Consider the following 20,580-nt stretch of genomic DNA (forward strand, 5'->3'; position numbering starts at 1 on the left):
GGAGCATGCCTTTTTCGAATCTTTCGGACGTTGCGCGACCGGTGCGTTCGACGCATCGCGGGCCGGCTGGCGATCAACCACCGGCGTTCTCGCGAATGATCGCCGCGGCGGCCGCTTCCGCTTCGCTCGCGACGCCATCATGCACGCGTGTGCTGACGGCCGGCGTCGGCGGCTCGCTGTCGAGCGCGTGGCCGTTGCGATCGTGCGTGTCGACCGTCGCGCGCATCGACAACCCGACGCGTAGCGGATGCGCGGCCAGGTCGCCCGGATCGAGCGCGATCACGACCGGCACGCGCTGCACGACCTTGATCCAGTTGCCGGCCGCGTTCTGCGACGGCAGCATCGAGAACGCGCTGCCCGTGCCCGCCGAGAAACCCTGCACACGGCCGCGATACGCAACCCGCGTGCCATACAGGTCCGACACGACTTCGACCGGCTGCCCGACGCGCATGTGGCGAATCTGCCCTTCCTTGAAATTCGCCTCGACCCACAGCCGCTTCAACTGCACGACCGACATCAGCGGCACGCCGGGCCCGACCTGCTGGCCGACCTGTACCGAGCGCTGCCCGATCGTACCGTCGACGGGCGCAACGATCGTCGTGCGTTTCAGGTTCCGGAAAGCGAGCTTGAACTGCGCGGCCGCCTGCACGACGGACGGATTTTCGTCGACAGGCAGCTTGGTTCCGAGCGCGCGTGCCGCATCGAGCTGCGCCTGCGCGGCTGCGAGATTCGCCTGTGCGCCGGCGACCGCCGCGCGTGCGCGCGCCAGCTCCTCCGGCGCGACGATCTCGACCGACGCGCCCGAGCGCGCCGCGAACGCGCGCTGCGCGAGCGACAGGTCGGCGCGCCGCGCATTCACGGCCTCGACGTACATCGTGTTCGAAATCTTCGCGTTCGCGACCTGCCGCACGGCCTGCGCGAGCTGCGCCTTCGCCTGCGCGAAGGCGACGGACGCCTCGGTGTCGTCGAGCCGCACGAGCGTCTGTCCGGCGCGCACGGCCTGCGTATCGGCAACCAGCACATCGGTCACGGCCCCCGGAATCTGCGCAGCGACCTGAACGATGCTGCCCGCGACATACGCGTCGTCGGTGTCTTCGTAATAGCGGTCGCTCAGCAGCCAGTACGCGATCCATGCGAGCGCCGCCAGCAGCACGATCGCGAAGAACACCGTGAAGCGCTTGCGCCGCGTCGCGCGACGCGCGTCGAGTGCCGGGTCGTTCAGCGCGGCCGGCTGGGCGGCGGTATGAAGGTTGTCGTGGTGCATCAGTCGCTTTGCGTAACGATCAGACGATCGTGCTGGAACACAGGGATCGCCGGCATGACCGGCGGAACCGGCGTCGGGCTCGCCGATGCCGTGCGCGCAGGAACGGGCGTACCGCGAGGCGTCGCGCCGGTGGTCGTCGCATTGGCCGTCGACGGACGCGCCGCGTCATCGCGTCGTGCGAGCGTGGCACCACTCGTCGTGCCGGTAGCCGGCGACGCCGCAACGCTTGCCGTACGCGTGTCGTCCGACGTGCTCGCCGCCGCTCGGCTCGCGGCCGCAACGTGCGCAGCGGGTGCAACAGCCGCCGCACCACGCCTCGCCGCCCCGCTGCGCGCCTGATGCGCGGCCGGCGCCTGCGCAACCGTTGCGCCCGCATCGAACCCGCCGCCGAGCGCGCCGATCAACCCGACGCGCAACGTCCGCTGCCGGCCGAGCAGCGCGATCATCTGCGCACGCTCGTCGATCAGCGTGAGATCCGCGACGTCGACATCCTTCTGCATCAGCACGCCGCGCCGGTGGCGGTCGGCGGCGATCTGCACGATCTTCTGAGCGGCCGCGACCGCGTCCTGCTGCTGCGCGACGAGCGTCTGCGACGTCTGCAGCGACGTGACGAGCTGCGCGACCTGCCCGAGCGCGTCGTCGACGGTCTTGTTGTACAGCCCGATTGCGACGTCGGCCTGCGCGACATCCGCGCCGAGCTTCGCCTTCAGCCGGCCACGATCGAAGATCGGCAGCGAGATCGCGGGCCCGACGGAACCCGCGAGCGAGTCGCGCGAGAACAGTGACGCGGGCGTGAGTGCAAACACGCCGCCGAGCGCGACGAGGTTCACGTCCGGATAAAACTGCGCGCGCGTCGAATCGGCATTCGCGAACGCGGCTTCCACGCGCAACCGCGCGGCGACGATGTCGGGCCGGCGGCCGAGCAGGTCGGCCGGCAACCGCGCCGGCACCGCACTGCCCGCGAACGCGCCGACGCGCGGCCGCTGCAGTGCCAGCCCGCGTTCGGGGCCGCGTCCCGACAGCACGCCGAGCTGCAATTGCGCGAGCTTGATCTGCTCGTCGTTCAGCGCGATCTGTTCGAGCAGACGGCTGCGCTTGATCGACGCGTCACTGGCGTCGTATGCGTTGTCGAGGCCGCGCGCGGTGCGCTCGCGCAGCACGGCCGTCACGCGCTCGCCGACCTTCAGCTTCTGCTGCAGCAAGTCGCGCGCCGCGTATGCCTGATCGAGCTGGCAGTACACGGTGACGATCGCGACGGCGAGCGTGAGCCGCACCTGTTCGGCCTCGACCGCGGCCGCGTCGCGCAGCGACATCAGGCTCTTCGTCGCGGCGCGGTTCTTCCCCCACAGGTCGAGCTGGTAGTTCAGCCCGACGAACACCGACGACGGCGACACGATCGGGTCGCCGAAAATCTCGACCGGCACGCGATAGCCGCCGGCCGTCACGTCGGCGATGTCGCCGGGCTTCGGCATCCGCGCGCGGCTGACCGTCGCGCCGGCGGTGCCCGTCAGCCCCGTCAGCGAATCGAATTGCTGAAGCTGCGACTGCGCGATCCGCAGCCGCGCCTGTGCGACCTGCAGATCGGGGTTGTTCTGCGACGCCTCGGCCACCAGCGTATCGAGTTGCGGGTCCTGCAGCTGCTTCACCCAGTCGGGCGCGGGCCATGCGCCGTTCACGCCGGGGCCCGCCGTGTGCGCGAGCGCATCGGCGGCCGGCGCGTGCAACGACAGCGACGGCAGGAAGCCCGACGGCACGCACCCGCCCAACGCCAGCAGCACGGCAGCCGCCGCGATCACCCCGCCGCCCTTCACGCCACGCGCCGAAACCGCCGCTCTCGTCATCCGTTGCATCGCGCCCCTCATCCCTGCTGCACGCGTTGCGCGCGCGCAGCCAGGCGCGGCCGCGTACGTTCGAGCGGACCGAGCCGGCCGAACAGGCCGTCCGCGACGCCGAACAGGATGCCGGCGAGCTTCGCGCGCTTGTCGCGTTCGACGAGCGCGATCTGCACGACCTGCCACACGGTCAGCAGGTTCGGCACGATCGCCACCGGAAAACGCAGCCCGTATTGCATCCCGAGCTGCACTGCATTGCGCGCGCTGTAATAGCGCCGTTGCCACGAGTGATTCATCGACGTCATTTCAAAAGGACCGATCGCGTGACGCTGCTTCGCGCCGATCCGGTGCGACAGCACCAGCGACGGCACGACATAGAGCGGCACGTTGCGCGACAGTGCGCGAAAGCTGTATTCGGTGTCGACGTGATCGATGAACAGCGTCTCGTCGAAGCGGCCGAGCATGTCGAACGCGTCGCGCGTGACGACGCAGCCCGACGAGATCAGGAACGCGCAGCGCTGCAGCGGCGCGCCGGGCTCGATCCGCAGCCGGCGCAATCCGATCCCGTTGGTCGCGAGCTCGGGCAGGAAGCTGCGCGCGTTCTCGTCGAAGATGCGCGGGCCGGCCAGGAACGCGCGCCCGCCAAGCCCCGCGCACACGTCACGCATCACCGGGAAATACGCGGCCGGCACCGACGAATCCTGGTCGAACAACGCGACCGCATCGATGCGATCGCGAAACAACGCGGCCAGCCCCGCGTTGTACGCGCCCGCGATCCCGCCGCGATTGCCGTGATGCAACAGCGCGATGCCTTCGCGCGCGCACAGGTCGCGTGCGCGCGCATCGGGCTGCGGCGTGTTGTCAACGACGAGCAACGCATCGCACGCGTGCCGCCACGCGCCGAGCGCTTCGAGCTGCGCATCGCTCGGGTGATACAGGATCACGAGTGCGCCGAGTGTCGTCATGTTCCTCTCCTCAATGCCCGAAGGACGCCGCCGCGCCACGCTTGGGCCGCGTCAGCCACATCATGGCCGCGAGCGCGAGACACGTCATGCTCGCCATCCAGAACATGTCGTTCGTCGCCATCATGTACGCCTGCTGCATCACGACCTGGTGCAGCGTCGTCAGCTCGCGCACGCCGTCCACGCCCATCGCGTTCAGCGCATGCACGAAGCGCTGCGTGTTCGCCGACGCATGTGTCACGGATTGCGACACGGTGTCGTAGTGATAGGTCGCGCGGTTTTCCCACAAGGTCACGCTCATCGCGGTGCCGAATGCGGCCGACAACGTGCGCAGGAAGTTCGACAAGCTCGACGCGGCGGCGAGCCTGTCGTCCGGAATGCGCGACAGCGTCGCGGCGGTCAGCGGGATGAAGAAGCACGGCAGCCCGATCCCCTGGATCAGCCCCGGCGCGGCGATCTGCGCGAACGTCATCTTCAGCGTGAAATGCGCGTCCCATGCGAGCACGGCCGCGAACACGAGGAAGCCGAACGTCGCGAGCACGCGAGCGTCGAAGCGGTGCGCATGCAGCCCGACGAGGATCGAGAACACGAGCGCGAGCACGCCGAGCGACGCCGTCGCGAGCCCCGCATGAAACGCGTTGTAGCCCATCACGGCCTGCATCCACAGCGGAAACACGACGCCGACCACCGAGAAACTCATCATCCCGAGCGAGATGATCAGTACACAGAACGAGAACGTGCGGTCGCGAAACAGGCTCAGATCGACGACGGGGTGCGCCTCGCCCGCTTCCCAGATCAGCAGCGACACGATCGCGAGCCCTGCCACCACGGCGAGCGTGACGATCAGCGGCGAATCGAACCAGCCGCGATCGTGGCCGAGATCGAGCATCGCCTGCAGCGAGCCGACGCCGATCACGAGCAGCACGATGCCCGGCACGTCGATCGGTCCGGCCGCGCCGCGCTGCGCGTCGGGGCGCAGCATCGCGGTGCAGACGGCGAACGAGAACAGCCCGATCGGCAGGTTGATCAGGAAGATCCACGGCCACGAGAAGTTGTCGACGATCAGGCCGCCGACCACCGGCCCGAAAATCGGCGCGAGCAGCACCGTCATCGCCCACAGCGCGAGCGCGATCGTGCGTTTGTCGGGCGGGAACGTGCGCAGCAGGATCGTCTGCGACAGCGGCACCATCGGCCCCGAGCACAGCCCCTGCAGCGCGCGGCAGATCACCAGCACGTGAAGATCGCGCGCGAGCCCGCACAGCAGCGACGTCAGCGTGAACAGCAGCACGGCGCCGACGAACAGCCGCAACTCGCCGACGCGGCGCGCGAGCCAGCCGGTCAGCGGCACCGCGATCGCGGCCGCGACCGAATACGAGCTGATGACCCACGTGCCCTGGCTGTTCGATACGCCGAGACTGCCGGAGATCGCCGGCACCGCGACGTTCGTCACGGTGGAGTCGAGCACCTCGATGAAGGTGGCGAGCGACAGCGCGAACGTCAGCAGCGCGAGCCGGATGCCGCGCACCGGCTGCGCGGCCGGCGCGGGTGCCGGCGCGTCGAATGCGCTCGGCGCGACCAGCCCGTCCTGATGCGGCGATGCGTTGCTCATGCGCCGGCCACCGCGACATCGGCGCGCGCGGTCGCGCGCCGGCGCTTCGGCGCGAACCGCTCGATGAAATCGGCGGCCGCGTGACAACCGTCCGGCGCGGCCGCGAGCAGCGCGCGCGTGCGCGCCGCATGCACCGCGAACGCGGGCTCGTCGAGCACGTGCGCGAGCGCCGCGCCGAGACGCGCGCCGTCGACCGGGCCGTCGACGCGCACGCCGCAGCCGCTCGCCACGACACGTTGCGCGTTGTCGAACTGGTCGTGCGCGAAAGGCGTCACGACCTGCACGATGCCGGCCTCGCACGCGAGCGCCGCCGTGCCGATCCCGCCGTGATGCACGAGCGCGCGACACTGCGGCAGCAGCGTGCGCATCGGCACGAAGCGGCGCACGAGCAGGTGGTCGTTGTCCGCAGCGACATCATGCGGCGTCAGCAGGATTCCGCGCGCGCCGGTTGCGCGCAGCGCGTCCGACACCGCACGCGCATACGCCGCGTGATCGACGAGCGTCGAGCCGGCCGTGAACACGACCGGCGCCTCGCCGGCCGCGAGAAACGCGTCGAGCTCCGCGTCTTCGTCAGGCGCAACGATGTCGTTGAACAGCGGAAACCCGCTTTGCAGATGATTCGCGGGCCAGTCGGGTTGCGGCGGCGCGAACCAGCCGGGAAACAGGCACAGCACGCCGTCGGTCGAATGCAGCCAGCGTCCGAGCACGCGGCGCGCGGGCGCGAGCCCGAGTTCGCGGCGAACCGCGTTGAGCGCGGGGCCGCATACGCGGTCGAGCACCTGGCGCTCGATCAGCGTCATCAGCGCCGACTTCACCGGCAGCGGCCAGCGCGCGGGAATCGTCAGGCGCGGGTGCGTCGGCGGCGCATGTGCAGACAGCAGCGTCGACGGCGACACCTGCACCGACACGTACGGCGTGCCGTACCGCTCCTGCATGAAGCGCGCGGAAAACGCCCACAGCGTGCCGACGAGCACCGTATCGTCGTCGGTCAGCGCATGCAGCGCGTCGTAATGCGGGCGCAGCGTCGGCGCGATCACCTGCCACAGCGTGCGGAACGACGTGCGCGGGTCCCACAGCGCGGGATTCGCCATCGCGGCCTCGTATTCGGCCGCGGTGCCGACCGGCACGAATTCGAACCCGCAACGGTGCACCGCCGCCTCGAACGGCGCATGCGTGCAGAACACGACCTCGTGACCGCGCGCCGCGAGCGTGCGCGCGACGCCGAGCAGCGGATGCACGTCGCCCGCCGAGCCGATCGCGGTCACGATCATCTTCGCCATCGCGCGCCTCGCAGGGATCAGTAGAAGCCGGGAATCAGCGCCGCGACCTCGCGGCGGTACTGCGCGTAGGCCGGCCCGAAATACCCGGTCAACCAGCTCTCCTCCACGCGTACCTTGTACGCGAGCGACGCAAACACGAGCAGCACGCCGATCACGCCGCGCCATTCGCCGCCGATCAGCGCGGCGCCTGCGAGCGCGATCAGGCAGCCCGTGTAGATCGGATGGCGCACGAGCGCATACGGCCCCGTGCGGACGAGCTCGTGGTTTTCCTTCAGCGTGACCGACACGCTCCAGTTCGTGCCGAGATGCAGCCGCGCCCACACCGAGAACAGCAGGCCGGCGATCAGCACCGCGAGCCCGCATTGCGCCTGCAGCCCGAAGCGCTGCCAGTCGGGCACGAGTGCCTGCCATGACGGATCGGGCAGGATGATCAGCGCACCGCCGACGATCAGCGGAATCGACTGCAGCGTGCGCGAGCGCGACGCCTCCTTGCGCACGGTCGCCTTGACGCCCTGCGACGTGGCGACCCAGTAGGCGAGCCATGCGGCCCACGGAACGACGATGGCGATGGTCTGAACGATATTCACGGCTGGCCTGCCTCGTTGGAATGGAAATTCGGATGCGCGGATCGGGCTCGACGCACGACGTGCGGCGTCACGACGACAGCGCGTGCATCGGCGCGGGCACACACGCATGCGCGGCCGCGAGCGCCATGCCGGCCGCGACGGGCGAGCCGTCGCAGAAGAAATCGAGCAGCGCCGCGCGCGTGTATTCGCGCTGCGCGCGGCCTTCGATGTCGAGGAAGTGGCCGGCGTCCGGCACCGTCGCGAACCGCGCGCGCGGCACGTGCGCGCCGAGCTGGCGCACGTCGGCCGGCGTCGTGTATTCGTCACGCTCGCCGTTCAGGAACAGCAGCTCGCAACCGATGTTCGAGAACTCGCTGAAGTAGCGCTCGGGCTGCAGCGACAGGATCTGGTCGACGTGGAACGCGACCTGGTCCTGCTCGTCGCGCGGCAGGCGCGTGAGATACCGGTAGTTGTACAGCTTCATGATGCGCGGCAGGTAGCGGCCGACGGTGTCGTTCAGCAACTGCGCGGCCTTCAGGTTCTCGCCGGCCGCGATGTGGTCGCGCGCACGCGTGACGTAGTCGACCATCGCGTCGTTCAGGAACGGCGAGAACGAGCAGATCGCCGCGCGCTTCACGCTCGGGCAGCCGCGTGCGAGCGCGAACAGCGATGCCACGCCGCCCCACGACACCGACACGAGGAACGCGGGCGCGAAGCGCTCGACCAGATGCTGGAGGATCGCGGCCTCGTCGTCCTTCGTCAGGATGAAGCAACCCGGGTTGTGCTGGCGCGACTGCCCCGCATACGGCAGGTCGAAGCAGATCGTGTTCATCCGCTCGCCGAGATACTGGACGGTCTGCCCGAACGACGCGGTCGTCGCGAGTGCGCCGTTGACGAGCATCGCCGTGTCGAACGCCGGGTCGAACACGTTCCGTTCGACGTAGACCTTCAGACCATTCGGCAGCGGGACCACGTGTTTTTCGGTCGGCATCGTCGTTCTCCGGTGGATGCGGCGTCTCGACGTCGCGGCATGCTGCAGGTGCGCAATGGCTGGCGTCGGCCCGCACGCGGTTCGTCGCCGCGCCCATTGCCGACGCACCGCGGCAAAAACCGGCGGCGCCCATTCATTCCTCGTAGTGCGGCGCCATACTAATACGGACAATATTACTTACTCAAGTCATTCCAACGATCTCCTCTACTCCACCAGGAAATGCGCCGGATTCAAATTTTTTTATCAATTTATATGGTATACGGGATCGTCTGAAAGGTGGTGGCAATCGTTTGCGAGCAGTCTCCAGAATCGTTCACATTTCCTATATTTTTCTTTTAATTCAATGACATGTTTCGTTTCAATCGATGGATTTAAACGTATTTTCGGAAATTGTCGATATTCACAATCCGCACTCGTCGTTTCACATCGCGGAGATTATTACAGGCCTCGACACTCTTTCGTTTTGTAATAGAAACGAAGCCGGAAACTTTCCGATTCATTGGCTCATCTTTTCACGATCCGTTTTAAACAAATTCCAGCATATTTAACTGTCTTTCAATTCATTTTTCCGCACCTGCACATCGCGGCGAATACGGTCGATCCATCTCTTGTCACGCGCCCTCCATCGTCAGACCCCGATTTTTTGTTGATTGAACGATCAATAAAAAACCGCTAAGCTCTCGACTTCCATGGATGGCCCGCCCGGGCGAAGGGAGTCGCGATGCCGAAAGTCGGAATGCGGGAGATTCGCCGTGCGCAGTTGATCGACGCCACGCTGCGCTCGATCGACGAAGCGGGCCTGCCCGGCACGACGCTCGCATCGGTCGCGCAACGCGCGAACATCTCGACGGGCATCGTCAGCCACTACTTCGGCGACAAGGACGGCCTGCTCGAAGCGACGATGCGGCACGTGCTGCGGGACCTGTGGGCGGCCACCACGGCCCGCCGCGTGGCCGCGCGCAAGGACCCGCGCGCCCGGTTGCGCGCGATCGCCGCCGCGAACTTCGACGACACCCAGGTCAGCGCGCCGGTGATGAAGACGTGGCTCGCGTTCTGGTCGCAGAGCATGCACGACCCGATGCTCAAGCGCCTGCAGCACGTCAACACGCGGCGCCTCCATTCGAACCTGTGCGCCGAATTCGCAAAGGCATTGCCACGCGCGAAAGCGCGCGAAGCCGCCAGCGGCCTCGCCGCGCTGATCGACGGCCTGTGGCTGCGCGGCGCGCTCGCCGGCGGCCCGATCGACACCCGGGCGGCACTGAAGCTCGCCCACGATTACATCGACCTGCTGCTCGCGTCCGCCTGACGCGTCACGCAGTCGCCCTCAAGGAGATCCTCATGTCCGTATTCGGTTTGCAGCGCCTCTACATCGGCGGCGGTTACGTCGACGCCACGAGCGGCAAGACTTTCGACACCTTCGATCCCGCCACCGGCGAACTGCTTGCACAAGTGCAGCAGGCAAGCGCGGCCGACGTCGACCGCGCGGTCGCGTCCGCCCAGGAAGGCCAGCGTGAATGGGCCGCGATGACCGCGATGCAGCGTTCGCGCATCCTGCGTCGCGCAGTCGACCTGCTGCGCGAGCGCAACGACGAACTCGCGGCGCTGGAAACGCGCGACACCGGCAAGCCGATCGGCGAGACGCTCGCGGTGGACATCGTCACCGGTGCGGACGTGATCGAGTATTACGCGGGCCTCGCGACCGCGATCGAAGGGCTGCAGGTGCCGCTGCGCGCCGACTCGTTCGTCTATACGCGCCGCGAGCCGCTCGGCGTGTGCGCGGGCATCGGCGCATGGAACTACCCGATCCAGATCGCGTGCTGGAAGACGGCGCCCGCGCTCGCGGCCGGCAACGCGATGGTGTTCAAGCCGAGCGAAGTCACGCCGTTGACGGCGCTGAAGCTCGCGGAAATCTATACGGAAGCCGGCGTGCCGGCGGGCGTGTTCAACGTCGTGCAGGGCGACGGCTCGGTCGGCGCGCTGCTCACGGGCCACCCGGACATCGCGAAGGTGTCGTTCACGGGCGGCGTCGAAACGGGCAAGAAGGTGATGTCGCTGGCCGGCGCGTCGTCGCTGAAGGAAGTGACGATGGAACTCGGCGGCAAGTCGCCGCTGATCGTGTTCGACGATGCGGATCTCGATCGTGCCGCCGACATCGCGGTGACCGCCAACTTCTTCAGCTCGGGCCAGGTCTGCACGAACGGCACGCGCGTGTTCGTGCACCGCTCGATCAAGGACGCATTCACGCAACGCGTGCTCGAACGCGTGAAGCGCATCCGCGTCGGCAAGCCGACCGATGCCGACACCAACTTCGGCCCGCTCGTGTCGGCCGCACAGCTCGACAAGGTGCTCGGCTTCATCGAGAGCGGCAAGGCCGAAGGCGCGAAGCTGCTCGCCGGCGGCTCGCGCCTGACCGACGGCCATTTCGGCAGCGGCCAGTACGTCGCGCCGACCGTGTTCGGCGACTGCCGCGACGACATGAAGATCGTCCGCGAGGAAATCTTCGGGCCGGTGATGAGCATCCTCGATTTCGAATCGGAGGACGAAGTAATCGCCCGCGCGAACGACACGCACTACGGGCTCGCGGCCGGCGTCGTGACCGAGAACCTGTCGCGCGCGCACCGCACGATCCATCGCCTCGAAGCCGGCATCTGCTGGATCAACACGTGGGGCGAATCGCCGGCCGAGATGCCGGTTGGCGGATACAAGCAATCCGGTGTCGGACGCGAGAACGGCATCACGACGCTCGAGCACTACACTCGAATCAAGTCGGTACAGGTCGAGCTCGGCCGCTACAACCCGGTGTTTTGAGTCTCAAAGGAGGAGAACCCGTCATGACGACACGCGAATACGACTACATCATCTGCGGCGCAGGTTCCGCGGGCAACGTGCTCGCAACGCGCCTGACGGAAGATCCGGACGTCACGGTGCTGCTGCTCGAAGCGGGCGGCCCCGACTACCGCTTCGACTTCCGCACGCAGATGCCGGCCGCCCTCGCCTATCCGCTGCAGGGCCGCCGCTACAACTGGGCCTACGAGACCGACCCCGAGCCGCACATGGACAACCGCCGGATGGAATGCGGCCGCGGCAAGGGGCTCGGCGGCTCGTCGCTGATCAACGGGATGTGCTACATCCGCGGTAACGCGCTCGACTACGACAACTGGTCGACGCACAAGGGGCTCGAGAACTGGACGTATCTCGACTGCCTGCCGTACTTCAAGAAGGCCGAAACGCGCGACGTCGGCCCGAACGACTACCACGGCGGCAACGGCCCCGTGTCGGTCACGACCAGCAAGCCGGGCGTGAACCCGCTGTTCGAGGCGATGGTCGATGCGGGCGTGCAGGCTGGCTACCCGCGCACCGACGACCTGAACGGCTATCAGCAGGAAGGCTTCGGCCCGATGGACCGCACCGTCACGCCGAAGGGCCGCCGCGCGAGCACCGCGCGCGGCTATCTCGACCAGGCGCGGGCGCGGCCGAACCTCGAGATCGTCACGCACGCGCTCGCCGACCGCATCCTGTTCGACGGCAAGCGCGCCTCGGGCGTCACGTACCTGCGCGGCAGCGAGCGCTCGACCGCGCATGCGCGCCGCGAAGTGCTCGTGTGCAGCGGCGCGATCGCGTCGCCGCAACTGCTGCAGCGCTCGGGCGTCGGCCCCGGCGCGTGGCTGAAGGAACTCGACATCCCCGTCGTGCTCGACCTGCCCGGCGTCGGCCAGAACCTGCAGGACCACCTGGAGATGTACATCCAGTACGAGTGCAAGGAACCGGTCTCGCTGTACCCGGCGCTCAAGTGGTGGAACCAGCCGAAGATCGGCCTCGAATGGATGCTGAACGGCACGGGCCTCGGCGCGAGCAACCACTTCGAGGCGGGCGGCTTCATCCGTACGCGCGACGACGATCTGTGGCCGAACATCCAGTATCACTTCCTGCCGGTGGCGATCAACTACAACGGCTCGAACGCGATCGAGATGCACGGCTTCCAGGCGCACGTCGGCTCGATGCGCTCGCCGAGCCGCGGCCGCGTGAAGCTGCGCTCGCGCGACCCGAACGACCATCCGAGCATCCTGTTCAACTACATGGCCGAAGCGCTCGACTGGCGCGAGTTCCGCGATGCGATCCGCGCGACGCGCGAGATCATGCGGCAGCCCGCGCTCGACCGCTATCGCGGCCGCGAGCTGAACCCGGGCGCCGACTGCAAGAGCGACAAGGAGCTCGATGCGTTCGTGCGGGCCCGCGCGGAGACGGCATTCCATCCGTCGTGCTCGTGCAAGATGGGCTACGACGACATGGCCGTGGTCGATGAAGAAGGCCGCGTGCACGGGCTGGAAGGGCTGCGCGTCGTCGATGCGTCGATCATGCCGATCATCACGACCGGCAACCTGAACGCGCCGACGATCATGATCGCCGAGAAGATCGCCGACAAGATTCGCGGCAAGCAGCCGCTCGCGCGTGTCGACGTGCCGTACTTCGTCGCAAACGGTGCGCTCGCGCGCAACGTCGCGAAGGCCGTGCGGCAACCGGAAACGGTCTGACGACGGCGGGCGCGCTACCCGCGCCTCCCGTGAAAAGCGCCGCTGACGGTTGCCGTCAGCGGCGCTTTTTCATTTTCGGCTCAACCGCTGTTGACCTCTCGCCGCAAACGCTCGACATCGACGTGCTGCAGATAATTCGTGATGTTCTGCCAGATCGGATGGAACCCGTAGCCGCCGTGCTGCAGTTCATCGAGTGCCTGCTCGCGCGTCCAGCCCTGGTACACCATCCGGTACAGCGCGGAGACGAGGCCCGTGCGATCGGCGCCGTGCTGGCAGTGAATCAGCACAGGACCGTCCTGGTCGGCGGTCCGCAACGCCTTCAGCGCGGTGACCATGTCTTCGTCGCGGATGTACCACGTGTTGATCCGGATGCGCTGCATCGTGATGTGCGTGCCGGCCAGAACGGTATCGTCCGCGTGAAACGCGCGGAAGCTGATGACCTTGCGAATGCCGAGTTTCTGCAACTCCGGCACGTCCTCGCGCGAGAGCTGCGCGCTGCGGTACAACGTCGGCGTGATGCGATGCAGGTTGTTCACGCGCGCGTCGGCAATGCTTTGCGCCCATTGAACCGGGCGCGCGGAAACGCCGGACACCGCATCCGCGCAGGCCGGCTGCACGAGCCCGGCGAGCGTGACGGCGATCGCGGCAACGAAGGCGATTTTCATGTCGATACCGTGTTCAGTAGAAGGCGCGCCTGCGCTCGCGCGACAGGATGAACAGGACGATCGCGGCGGCGCTCATGGTCCAGTAGTCGGTTGGCGCCACGCCCAGCCAGTGGATATGCCACGGCACGTTCGCCGGGTTGAACCGGGCCAGGCCATAGGCCGGGTTCAGCACGAACCACAGGAAATCCTCGGTCAACCAGAACACCATGATGCACGCGATGATGCGGGCTTCGATGCGCCACGACCAGCGTCCGTTGAAGACCGGCGGCAGATGAAAAAACAGCGCGACGAACGGGAACACCCACGCGTGGTATCCGGTCATCGGGCGGCCGCCCCAGAAGATGTCGAGCAGCCAGTGATGCTCGATGCGCCAGGTCGGCAGATTGGCGGCCCAGCCTGCGCTGCCCTCGATCTGGATCTCCACGTTCGCGAAAAAGAACGCGAGCAACATGACCCAGGCGACGACGAACAACGTATGGCGCGTCGGCACGAAGCGCGCGACGCTCATGCGGCCGGCTCCAGGCCGAGCACGCGATCGAGCACGAAGCGCCCGGCCAGCGGCCGCCCGAGCGGCGCGAGGCGGCGGCGCATGTCGTCAAGGCGCTCCGGCGTCTGCAGCAGCGCGCGGATCCGGTAGACGAGCGCGTCGTCGTCGATGGCCTTCAGCGCGACGCCCTGTTCGAGCAGGAAATCCGCATTGCGCTCTTCCTGGCCCGGAATCGGCGAGTTGACGATCATCGGCAACTGCATCGCGAGACATTCGGACGTCGTCAGGCCGCCCGGCTTCGTGATGACGAGATCGGCGCACGCCATCAGGCGTTCGACCTGCTGCGTGAAGCCCTGCGGAAACAGCCGGCCGGGATGCCGCGCAGCGAGCGCCTGCAGCGACGCCAGCATCGCCTGGTTCTTGCCGGCCAGCGCGACCAACTGGAAATCGGCGTCCATTTCGAGCAGACGCGCCGCCAGCACGTCGAGCCCGCCGAGGCCCGCGCCGCCGGACATCATCAAAAACGTCCGCCGCGCGGGATCGAGGCCGAACTCGGCCGCGCAGGCCGCGCGATCGAGCGGCTGGCCGAACGCCGGCATGATCGGAATGCCGCTGACGTGCACCGTTTCAGGCGCCATGCCGCGCGCGTGCATGCGCCACGCGATCTCGTCGTTGGCCGCGAAGTAGCCGCGCATGTTGGGCACGACCCACATGCTGTGCAGGTCGAAATCGGTGACCTGCACCCACACCGGCGTATCGACGCGCCCCTTGCGGATCTCGCGCGACAGCAGTTCGGCCGGCAGGAAGTGCGTGCAGATGATCGCGTCCGGGCGCTGCCGTTCGATCTCGGCGATCAACTGCCGGCAATTGAGCCGCTCGATCGCGCGGCGGATCTTCTGCGACGGCGCGGCGGGATCGACCTCGTCGGTCTTCTGGTACAGGTAGCCCCACAGCGCCGGCTGGCTGCTGACGAGCTTGATGTAGAGATCGGTGTAAAGCTTGCGAAAGCCGGTGGACACGAAATCCATCACGTCAAGGTGCGTGGCTTCGATGCCGGCGGGATGATGGTCGGCGAATGCGCGGATCGCCTCGGCCGCGCGCGTATGCCCGGCGCCTGCGCTGACGCTCAGGAGCAGGATTTTCTTGTTTTGCTTTGACATCTGACTGACCGTTTCGATGAAGGGGGTCCGGATGCGGTTCGGCACCGGCGCGCTGGCGCGGCGGCGTCTTGCGTCCGGCTTTCAACAAGCCTGGCGGATCTTCAGCGGTGCGGGCGGGCGGCCGGGTCGGATCGGTCGATCGCCCGCATCGTCTGCGGAATCATACTGCGTCCGCTCGATGGGGCCCGGAACCGATCGTGCCGCGCGGGAGGTCTGGTGCGGATGGTGGGCGGTCGCGCGCGGATGGCGACGGTGTGATGCCCCGCCCGCACATGCGAACGAGGCGCGGTATGCCGGCGCGAACGGCGTGCTCGCGCGGGAGCGATTCCTGTCGTTTCGTTTCGGCGAAGATGTCGTGTCAGCCGGTCTTGCCCCCGTCTTCGCCGAGCCGGGCTGCGGTCACGGCCCGCGTCCGCATCCGCTTGCCGCGGACGATCGGATTCCAGCGCGACGTCAGGCTCATCGCGTCGCGCAAGCGGTCGAACGCGACATCCTCCCGCGGCCCGAAACGGCTGACCGTCGGCCACGCGAGCACGTCGTCGAGCCATGCCTGCCACGTGTCGCCATGAAAGCGGCGGCCGATGTCCCTCACCGCGTCCGGCGCCGCGATCACGATGCCTGCCAGCAGGTAGTAAGCCCAGAAACTTCCGGCGCCTGTCAGTCGATCGAGCCTGCATACGGATAGCGCCGCGAGCAGTCCGTCCGACGACGCGAGATCGGCGCGATGCGTCCGGATCGCTTGCGCAACGAGGTTGTGCCGACCGCCATAGGCGGCAACGGAAACCCCGTTGCCGGCAGCGAGTTCGGCCGAGAACACCGCGAGCGCGGCCATCTCGTCGATGCGCGCCGCATCGTCGCGCGGGCCGCATGCGCGCAGCACGATCGCGTCGATGACGGCGCCAGGGCCGGCCGGTGTTTCCGTGCTCGTTGCCGCGATAGCAGTCAGTCGTTCTCTCAGGTTCTTCGCAGGCGGCGTCTCGCAGTGCCCGTCATTTTCGTGAGCGATACGCTCAACGTTGTCGTCATTGCTGCATTCGATGCCGCCGGCAATCCGTTCGAGTGCGGCCCAGCCGACATCGGGGTCGTCGAATGCACACGCATCGATCACGCCGTGCGCGGTGTCGAACACGGCGCGCGAGCCGGGGCAGCAGCGTTCGGCCTCGGCGAGCTGCTGCGCGGAGGGCACATGCGAGCACGCGCCGAGCGGGTCGGCCGGGTCGCATGCGCATCCGCCGATGTCCGTTGCGATCCACGGGACGAGCCGGTGGAGGATCGCCGCGGCCTCGTGAGACAAGCCGGCGCCTGCCCGCATACGTATCGCGTGCGACGCGACGACCGTCGTGTCGCCCATGTCGCCCGCCATCGCCGCGCACGCGGCCGTGTCGAGATGTTCGATCAGGTACTGCAGCCACGCGGCCGTGCGCAGCCGGTCAGGCGTCGCGCCGCGGGCATCGCCATACTTTGCTGGATCGGTAAGCATGGGTCTTCCGGGATAGTTCTGGCCAATTGGCGTTGTGTTGTTTCAATCGAAGCGGATGGCGCGGTACGCCGCGCCAGTCCTGCATGTCCGCCCGGATCGGATCGCGACACGGGCGGTCAGCCGGCCGTCGCGCCGATACGCGCGACGACACGAATGCGTCGAGGAAGCGAAAGCCCACGTGCATACCGCACAGCCCCCATGCACGTCGAACGCTCCGCTACGGTTACTGCGCGTGGAGCTTCGGCGATGTCAAGAGCGTGCCGGCCAACGTGCAGTCAGGTGCCCATGCGGCATTGTTGAACGTCATCGACGAATTCGAATCGGTCCATGCCGCCGTGAGCTTGCTCGGCCCGCAAGGTCCAAACAGCTTGATATCCACCTGTGCGTTGTTGATCGAGAGCTGTGTTGCGCTGTCCATCTGCCCTGCCCACGGCGAAGCACTGCCCGCTGTGCCGCTGATCAGTGGGCACCAGCTCCCCCCGTTGAACTGCGCCGATGTGATATTGACGATACCCGCCGGCGTAATCGTTCCGTTGAACGTCACGGTGCAGCTCGCGTTGAGCGCCTTCTTGCCAAACGATGTCAAGCCAGACGCGGAAAACGGCTCGCCATTCGGATTCATCGGCTGGCCGTCCACGCGCGAAACGGTCACCGCGAATGCGGGCGCAACCGAAGCTGCGGCAAATACCACTGCGGCAACAAGCGATGCGATTCGACGAATGTTCATCTGCATGGCCCTCTCTCTTTCTTGATATGGATGGCGGCACGCCGCAGAAACACGACCTGCCGTCCAGATGAATCCGGCCGCCGCGCCGATACGCACGGCGGCACGAACCCATCAAAACCGCGGAAACCCGCCACGCATACCGCACGGCCCTCGCACGCGGCGGGCGCCCGCTTCGAACCGCGATGCTTACTGCACGTGGAACTTCGGCGACGTCAGCACGGTGCCGCCCACCGTGCAGTCCGGTGTCAGCGTGGCGTTGTTGAACGTCAGCGACGAGTTCGCATCGCTCCACGCCGTCACGACCTTGCTCGGCCCGCACGCGCCGAGCAGCGTGACGTTCACCTTCACGTTATTGATCGACAGTTGCGTCGCGCTGTCGGCCTGCCCCGTCCACGGCGACGTGCTGCTCGCGCTGCCGCTGATCAGGCCGCACGTCGCGCCACCCGAGAACGTCGTCGACGTGATGTTGACGATGCCGGTCGACGTGATCGTGCCGTTGAACGTCGCGTTGCAATTCGCGTTGATCGCCCCCTTGGAAAGGGCCGTCAGCCCCGTCGCCGAGAACGGCTCGCCGTTCGGATTCATCGGTTGGCCATCGGCACGCGAAACGGTGACGGCGAAAGCAGGCGCGGCCGAAACCGCGGTGAAAGCCACTGCAGCAACAAGCGATACGATTTTGCGAATGCTCATTTGAACTGCCCCCTCTCTACACAATTGGCGGCACGCCGCCAGGAACGCGACCTTCCGGCCGGAACGATCCGGCCAGCCGGCCGCAGGAAACCGCCGGCGCGCGTCATGCACGCCGGTCGGCTCAGAACTTGTAGGAAATCCCGACGAACGTGATCAGCGGATCGGCCTTCAGCTTCGTGCGCGTGGTCGCGAGCGTGGACCCGTCGGCCGCCTTGATCACCAGCGACGAGTAGGTCTTCAGCGGCATGTACGTCAGCGTCGCCGTCAGCCCCCAGTGCTTGTCGATCGCATAGCTCGCGCCGATGTTGTAGACCGGCGTGAACGACGACGACGCCTTGCCCTCCACCGACGTCGCACCCGGCTTGCCGGCGCCGGCCGCGAGCACGCTGCCGAGGTTCTCGTTGATGTCCTTCGCGAAGTTGCCGTTCAGCTCGATGTTGCTGAACCAGCTGTAGGCCACGCCGATCCCGACGAACGGCCGGAACTTCGCCGTCGGTGCATTGAAGTAGTACTGCAGGATGATCGTCGGGCTCCACTGCCGCGCGTTCTTCACGGCCGGCTGGTTCGCCGACTTGTCCATGTCGACGTTGCCGAGCGCACCGGCCGGACCCGGCGGCTTGATCACGCCGTGGCCGGTCAGCGTGAACTCGGGCGGCACGCCGAGCACCGACGTCACCGCGATGTGGTCGGTGAAGAAGTGCGTAAGCGTGAGGCCGACCGTATCGGCATTGTTGACCGTCAGGCTCGTGCCCGGCGACGTGAACGAACCGGGCAGGCGCAGCGGCCCGTTGATCGGCATGCCCGCGAGATTCGTCGTCAGACCGTTGGTCGAATCCTGCGGCATGATGTGCAGCCACCCGAGCGTCGCGACGTTGTCGCCCGCCTGCTGGGCCGATGCGAGCGTCGACACGCCTGCGACGACGCCCGCGACAATCAGCTTCTTCATGAAGTCTCCCCCTCATTCTGTCGGGGCGCCGCGCATCCGCGCGCGGCGCCGCCATGTCTCCATCCGCACGCGGTCACTGCACGAACGCGCCGACCGTGAAGTACGGGTTGCTCGTATCGGCCATGTCGAGGAACCCGAACACGCCGCCGGTGAACACGAACTTGCCGGTCGCCGGACCCGACGCCGCATCTGCATGCACGGTCGTCACGACGCCCGGCACTTTCTGCGTGTAGTCGAGGTTCAGCGCGCGCGTGAGTGCGGCCTGCGACGCATTGAACGGATCGAGCAGCGTGGCCTGCGCGCCGATGAGCGCGGTCGCACGGTAGTTGAACGCGCTGTCGACGCCCGTGTACTCGCCGTCCTGCGAACCCTGCGTGATCGCCGTTTGCGGGCTCAGGAACGAAATACCCGATTCGTCGTCCGCGCTCGGCGGGCCTTGCGTGAGGTCCGCGTTCGCGGCGCCGGTGCGGATGAAGATCGGCACGAGCTGGTTGCGCAGCTTGCCGACGATCAGGATCCCCTTGCCGGCCTTCGCCGGATCGAGCGCGGCGAGCGTCGCCGGAATCTGCGGCTGGTAGTTGAGCGACTGGAATGCCGGCGCATCCGGGCGCAGCTTGAACGGCTGGTTCACGATCGCGCTCGACGCGAGCGGCTGCCCGCCGTTCTTCTTGCCGAAGTTGTCGGTCTCGACGTAGCTGCCGTCCGCGTTGATCGTCACCTTCTGGTCGAGCGCCACCGGCTGGAAGCTTTGCGACGGCACCTGGTGATAACCGAGCTGGTTGTATGTGCCGGCGATCTTCGTCAGGTCGGTTTCCAGCGACGAGAAGCTGATGAACGGGTAGTACGGGAACGTCGTCTTCGGGATCTTGCCGACGCCGATCACGCCGTCGAACTGGATCGTCGCGCCGGGGATCGCGCCGCCCAGCACGCCTTCGCCGAGGAACAGCCGCGCCGGCCGCGTCGGGTCGAGGCTCGCGTTCTGCATCCGGAACGTGCACTGGTTCAGCTTGACCGTCGGCAGCCCCGTTTCGTCGGCGAGCGTGCCGTCGACCACGTTGGCCGGCGCCGTATCTCGCGTAGGCTGCACGGTGCCCGTGGTGGTCGGCACCGGCGACGCGAGGTAGGTCATCCGGTACGTCATCTTCGTCGTGTCGAGTTGCACTTTCACGAGCTCGCCCGATCCGGAACCGCCGATGAACACCGTGTTGTAGTCGATCGTCTGCGGGCACAGCCGGACCACCGGCGCGGGCGGCGGGTCGCCGTCTCCGCCGCACGCGGCCAGCACGGGCGCGAGCGACGCCGCGGCCATCCAATGTTTCAAATTCATAGGAATCCTCTTGAAATTCGATTCGCCGGCGGCGACGCTTGCGCCGCCGGTGTTACGTGTTC

The 20,580-nt window shown here is 67.3% G+C and carries 18 protein-coding genes; 3 read left to right on the plus strand and 15 right to left on the minus strand.

What is annotated here, in order from left to right; all coding sequences use genetic code 11:
* Positions 1 to 73: 73 nt before the first annotated feature.
* The 7 genes from BBJ41_RS25545 to BBJ41_RS25575 form a co-directional block, all read right to left on the minus strand.
* Positions 74 to 1,264, minus strand: a complete 1,191-nt coding sequence (locus tag BBJ41_RS25545; RefSeq protein ID WP_069749026.1) for an HlyD/EmrA/EmrK family protein — start codon at positions 1,262 to 1,264, stop codon at positions 74 to 76.
* On the minus strand, positions 1,264 to 3,105 hold the full coding sequence (locus BBJ41_RS25550; RefSeq protein ID WP_069749027.1) for an efflux transporter outer membrane subunit: 1,842 nt from the start codon (positions 3,103 to 3,105) through the stop codon (positions 1,264 to 1,266). Before BBJ41_RS25550 ends, BBJ41_RS25545 begins: the two co-directional genes overlap by 1 nt.
* Positions 3,106 to 3,122: 17 nt before the next feature.
* Complete coding sequence (locus BBJ41_RS25555) at positions 3,123 to 4,061, minus strand: glycosyltransferase family 2 protein (RefSeq protein WP_069749028.1); 939 nt, start codon at positions 4,059 to 4,061, stop codon at positions 3,123 to 3,125.
* Positions 4,062 to 4,071: 10 nt separating this feature from the next.
* Positions 4,072 to 5,667 carry a DHA2 family efflux MFS transporter permease subunit gene (locus tag BBJ41_RS25560; RefSeq protein WP_069749029.1) on the minus strand — a complete coding sequence of 532 codons (1,596 nt, stop codon included), beginning with the start codon at positions 5,665 to 5,667 and terminating at the stop codon, positions 4,072 to 4,074.
* Entirely contained in the window at positions 5,664 to 6,947 is a 1,284-nt protein-coding gene (locus tag BBJ41_RS25565) for a glycosyltransferase (RefSeq protein ID WP_069749030.1), read from the minus strand. The genes BBJ41_RS25560 and BBJ41_RS25565 overlap by 4 nt, the downstream gene beginning before the upstream one ends.
* Before the next feature lie 17 nt (positions 6,948 to 6,964).
* Positions 6,965 to 7,534, minus strand: coding sequence for a methyltransferase family protein (locus BBJ41_RS25570; protein ID WP_069749031.1), 570 nt, complete (start codon positions 7,532 to 7,534; stop codon positions 6,965 to 6,967).
* A gap of 67 nt (positions 7,535 to 7,601) precedes the next feature.
* Positions 7,602 to 8,504 carry an alpha/beta fold hydrolase gene (locus BBJ41_RS25575; protein WP_069749032.1) on the minus strand — a complete coding sequence of 301 codons (903 nt, stop codon included), beginning with the start codon at positions 8,502 to 8,504 and terminating at the stop codon, positions 7,602 to 7,604.
* A 721-nt stretch (positions 8,505 to 9,225) separates the two neighbouring features.
* Here BBJ41_RS25575 and betI point away from each other — a divergent pair.
* Genes betI through betA form a run of 3 tightly spaced genes read left to right on the plus strand, consistent with a single transcriptional unit; the run spans position 9,226 to position 13,036 of the window.
* Positions 9,226 to 9,810 carry a transcriptional regulator BetI gene (betI, locus tag BBJ41_RS25580; RefSeq protein ID WP_069749033.1) on the plus strand — a complete coding sequence of 195 codons (585 nt, stop codon included), beginning with the start codon at positions 9,226 to 9,228 and terminating at the stop codon, positions 9,808 to 9,810.
* Between the two features lie 32 nt (positions 9,811 to 9,842).
* Positions 9,843 to 11,312, plus strand: coding sequence for a betaine-aldehyde dehydrogenase (gene betB, locus BBJ41_RS25585; RefSeq protein WP_069749034.1), 1,470 nt, complete (start codon positions 9,843 to 9,845; stop codon positions 11,310 to 11,312).
* 23 nt (positions 11,313 to 11,335) lie between these two features.
* Entirely contained in the window at positions 11,336 to 13,036 is a 1,701-nt protein-coding gene (gene betA, locus BBJ41_RS25590; protein WP_069749035.1) for a choline dehydrogenase, read from the plus strand.
* Between the two features lie 80 nt (positions 13,037 to 13,116).
* Here the strand turns inward: betA and BBJ41_RS25595 are convergent, their stop codons facing one another.
* The 8 genes from BBJ41_RS25595 to BBJ41_RS25630 all read right to left on the minus strand — a co-directional run bounded on the left by BBJ41_RS25595 (position 13,117) and on the right by BBJ41_RS25630 (position 20,518).
* Positions 13,117 to 13,701 carry a dual specificity protein phosphatase family protein gene (locus tag BBJ41_RS25595; protein ID WP_069749036.1) on the minus strand — a complete coding sequence of 195 codons (585 nt, stop codon included), beginning with the start codon at positions 13,699 to 13,701 and terminating at the stop codon, positions 13,117 to 13,119.
* Positions 13,702 to 13,714: 13 nt separating this feature from the next.
* Complete coding sequence (locus tag BBJ41_RS25600) at positions 13,715 to 14,209, minus strand: hypothetical protein (protein ID WP_069749037.1); 495 nt, start codon at positions 14,207 to 14,209, stop codon at positions 13,715 to 13,717.
* A complete protein-coding gene (locus BBJ41_RS25605; RefSeq protein WP_069749038.1) occupies positions 14,206 to 15,348 on the minus strand; it encodes an MGDG synthase family glycosyltransferase in 1,143 nt (380 codons plus the stop codon). The genes BBJ41_RS25600 and BBJ41_RS25605 overlap by 4 nt, the downstream gene beginning before the upstream one ends.
* A 358-nt stretch (positions 15,349 to 15,706) precedes the next feature.
* Complete coding sequence (locus tag BBJ41_RS25610; protein ID WP_069749039.1) at positions 15,707 to 16,828, minus strand: hypothetical protein; 1,122 nt, start codon at positions 16,826 to 16,828, stop codon at positions 15,707 to 15,709.
* 223 nt (positions 16,829 to 17,051) lie between these two features.
* Positions 17,052 to 17,555 (minus strand): activator protein, encoded by a 504-nt coding sequence (locus BBJ41_RS25615; RefSeq protein ID WP_069750373.1) that lies wholly within the window; start codon positions 17,553 to 17,555, stop codon positions 17,052 to 17,054.
* A 186-nt stretch (positions 17,556 to 17,741) separates the two neighbouring features.
* Positions 17,742 to 18,245 (minus strand): activator protein, encoded by a 504-nt coding sequence (locus BBJ41_RS25620; protein WP_069749040.1) that lies wholly within the window; start codon positions 18,243 to 18,245, stop codon positions 17,742 to 17,744.
* Between the two features lie 121 nt (positions 18,246 to 18,366).
* A complete protein-coding gene (locus BBJ41_RS25625) occupies positions 18,367 to 19,191 on the minus strand; it encodes an OmpW/AlkL family protein (RefSeq protein WP_069749041.1) in 825 nt (274 codons plus the stop codon).
* 73 nt (positions 19,192 to 19,264) lie between these two features.
* A complete protein-coding gene (locus BBJ41_RS25630; protein ID WP_069749042.1) occupies positions 19,265 to 20,518 on the minus strand; it encodes a DUF2957 domain-containing protein in 1,254 nt (417 codons plus the stop codon).
* Between the last annotated feature and the right edge of the window lie 62 nt (positions 20,519 to 20,580).

Source organism: Burkholderia stabilis (assembly GCF_001742165.1).
Lineage (GTDB): Bacteria > Pseudomonadota > Gammaproteobacteria > Burkholderiales > Burkholderiaceae > Burkholderia > Burkholderia stabilis.

Bases quoted from the DNA above. Each gene is read 5' to 3' on its own strand.
- BBJ41_RS25545 (WP_069749026.1), bottom strand. From the start codon at position 1,264: ATGCACCACGACAACCTTCATACCGCCGCCCAGCCGGCCGCGCTGAAC.
- BBJ41_RS25550 (WP_069749027.1), bottom strand. From the start codon at position 3,105: ATGACGAGAGCGGCGGTTTCGGCGCGTGGCGTGAAGGGCGGCGGGGTG.
- BBJ41_RS25555 (WP_069749028.1), bottom strand. From the start codon at position 4,061: ATGACGACACTCGGCGCACTCGTGATCCTGTATCACCCGAGCGATGCG.
- BBJ41_RS25560 (WP_069749029.1), bottom strand. From the start codon at position 5,667: ATGAGCAACGCATCGCCGCATCAGGACGGGCTGGTCGCGCCGAGCGCA.
- BBJ41_RS25565 (WP_069749030.1), bottom strand. From the start codon at position 6,947: ATGGCGAAGATGATCGTGACCGCGATCGGCTCGGCGGGCGACGTGCAT.
- BBJ41_RS25575 (WP_069749032.1), bottom strand. From the start codon at position 8,504: ATGCCGACCGAAAAACACGTGGTCCCGCTGCCGAATGGTCTGAAGGTC.
- betI (WP_069749033.1), top strand. From the start codon at position 9,226: ATGCCGAAAGTCGGAATGCGGGAGATTCGCCGTGCGCAGTTGATCGAC.
- betB (WP_069749034.1), top strand. From the start codon at position 9,843: ATGTCCGTATTCGGTTTGCAGCGCCTCTACATCGGCGGCGGTTACGTC.
- betA (WP_069749035.1), top strand. From the start codon at position 11,336: ATGACGACACGCGAATACGACTACATCATCTGCGGCGCAGGTTCCGCG.
- BBJ41_RS25595 (WP_069749036.1), bottom strand. From the start codon at position 13,701: ATGAAAATCGCCTTCGTTGCCGCGATCGCCGTCACGCTCGCCGGGCTC.
- BBJ41_RS25600 (WP_069749037.1), bottom strand. From the start codon at position 14,209: ATGAGCGTCGCGCGCTTCGTGCCGACGCGCCATACGTTGTTCGTCGTC.
- BBJ41_RS25605 (WP_069749038.1), bottom strand. From the start codon at position 15,348: ATGTCAAAGCAAAACAAGAAAATCCTGCTCCTGAGCGTCAGCGCAGGC.
- BBJ41_RS25610 (WP_069749039.1), bottom strand. From the start codon at position 16,828: ATGCTTACCGATCCAGCAAAGTATGGCGATGCCCGCGGCGCGACGCCT.
- BBJ41_RS25615 (WP_069750373.1), bottom strand. From the start codon at position 17,555: ATGAACATTCGTCGAATCGCATCGCTTGTTGCCGCAGTGGTATTTGCC.
- BBJ41_RS25620 (WP_069749040.1), bottom strand. From the start codon at position 18,245: ATGAGCATTCGCAAAATCGTATCGCTTGTTGCTGCAGTGGCTTTCACC.
- BBJ41_RS25625 (WP_069749041.1), bottom strand. From the start codon at position 19,191: ATGAAGAAGCTGATTGTCGCGGGCGTCGTCGCAGGCGTGTCGACGCTC.
- BBJ41_RS25630 (WP_069749042.1), bottom strand. From the start codon at position 20,518: ATGAATTTGAAACATTGGATGGCCGCGGCGTCGCTCGCGCCCGTGCTG.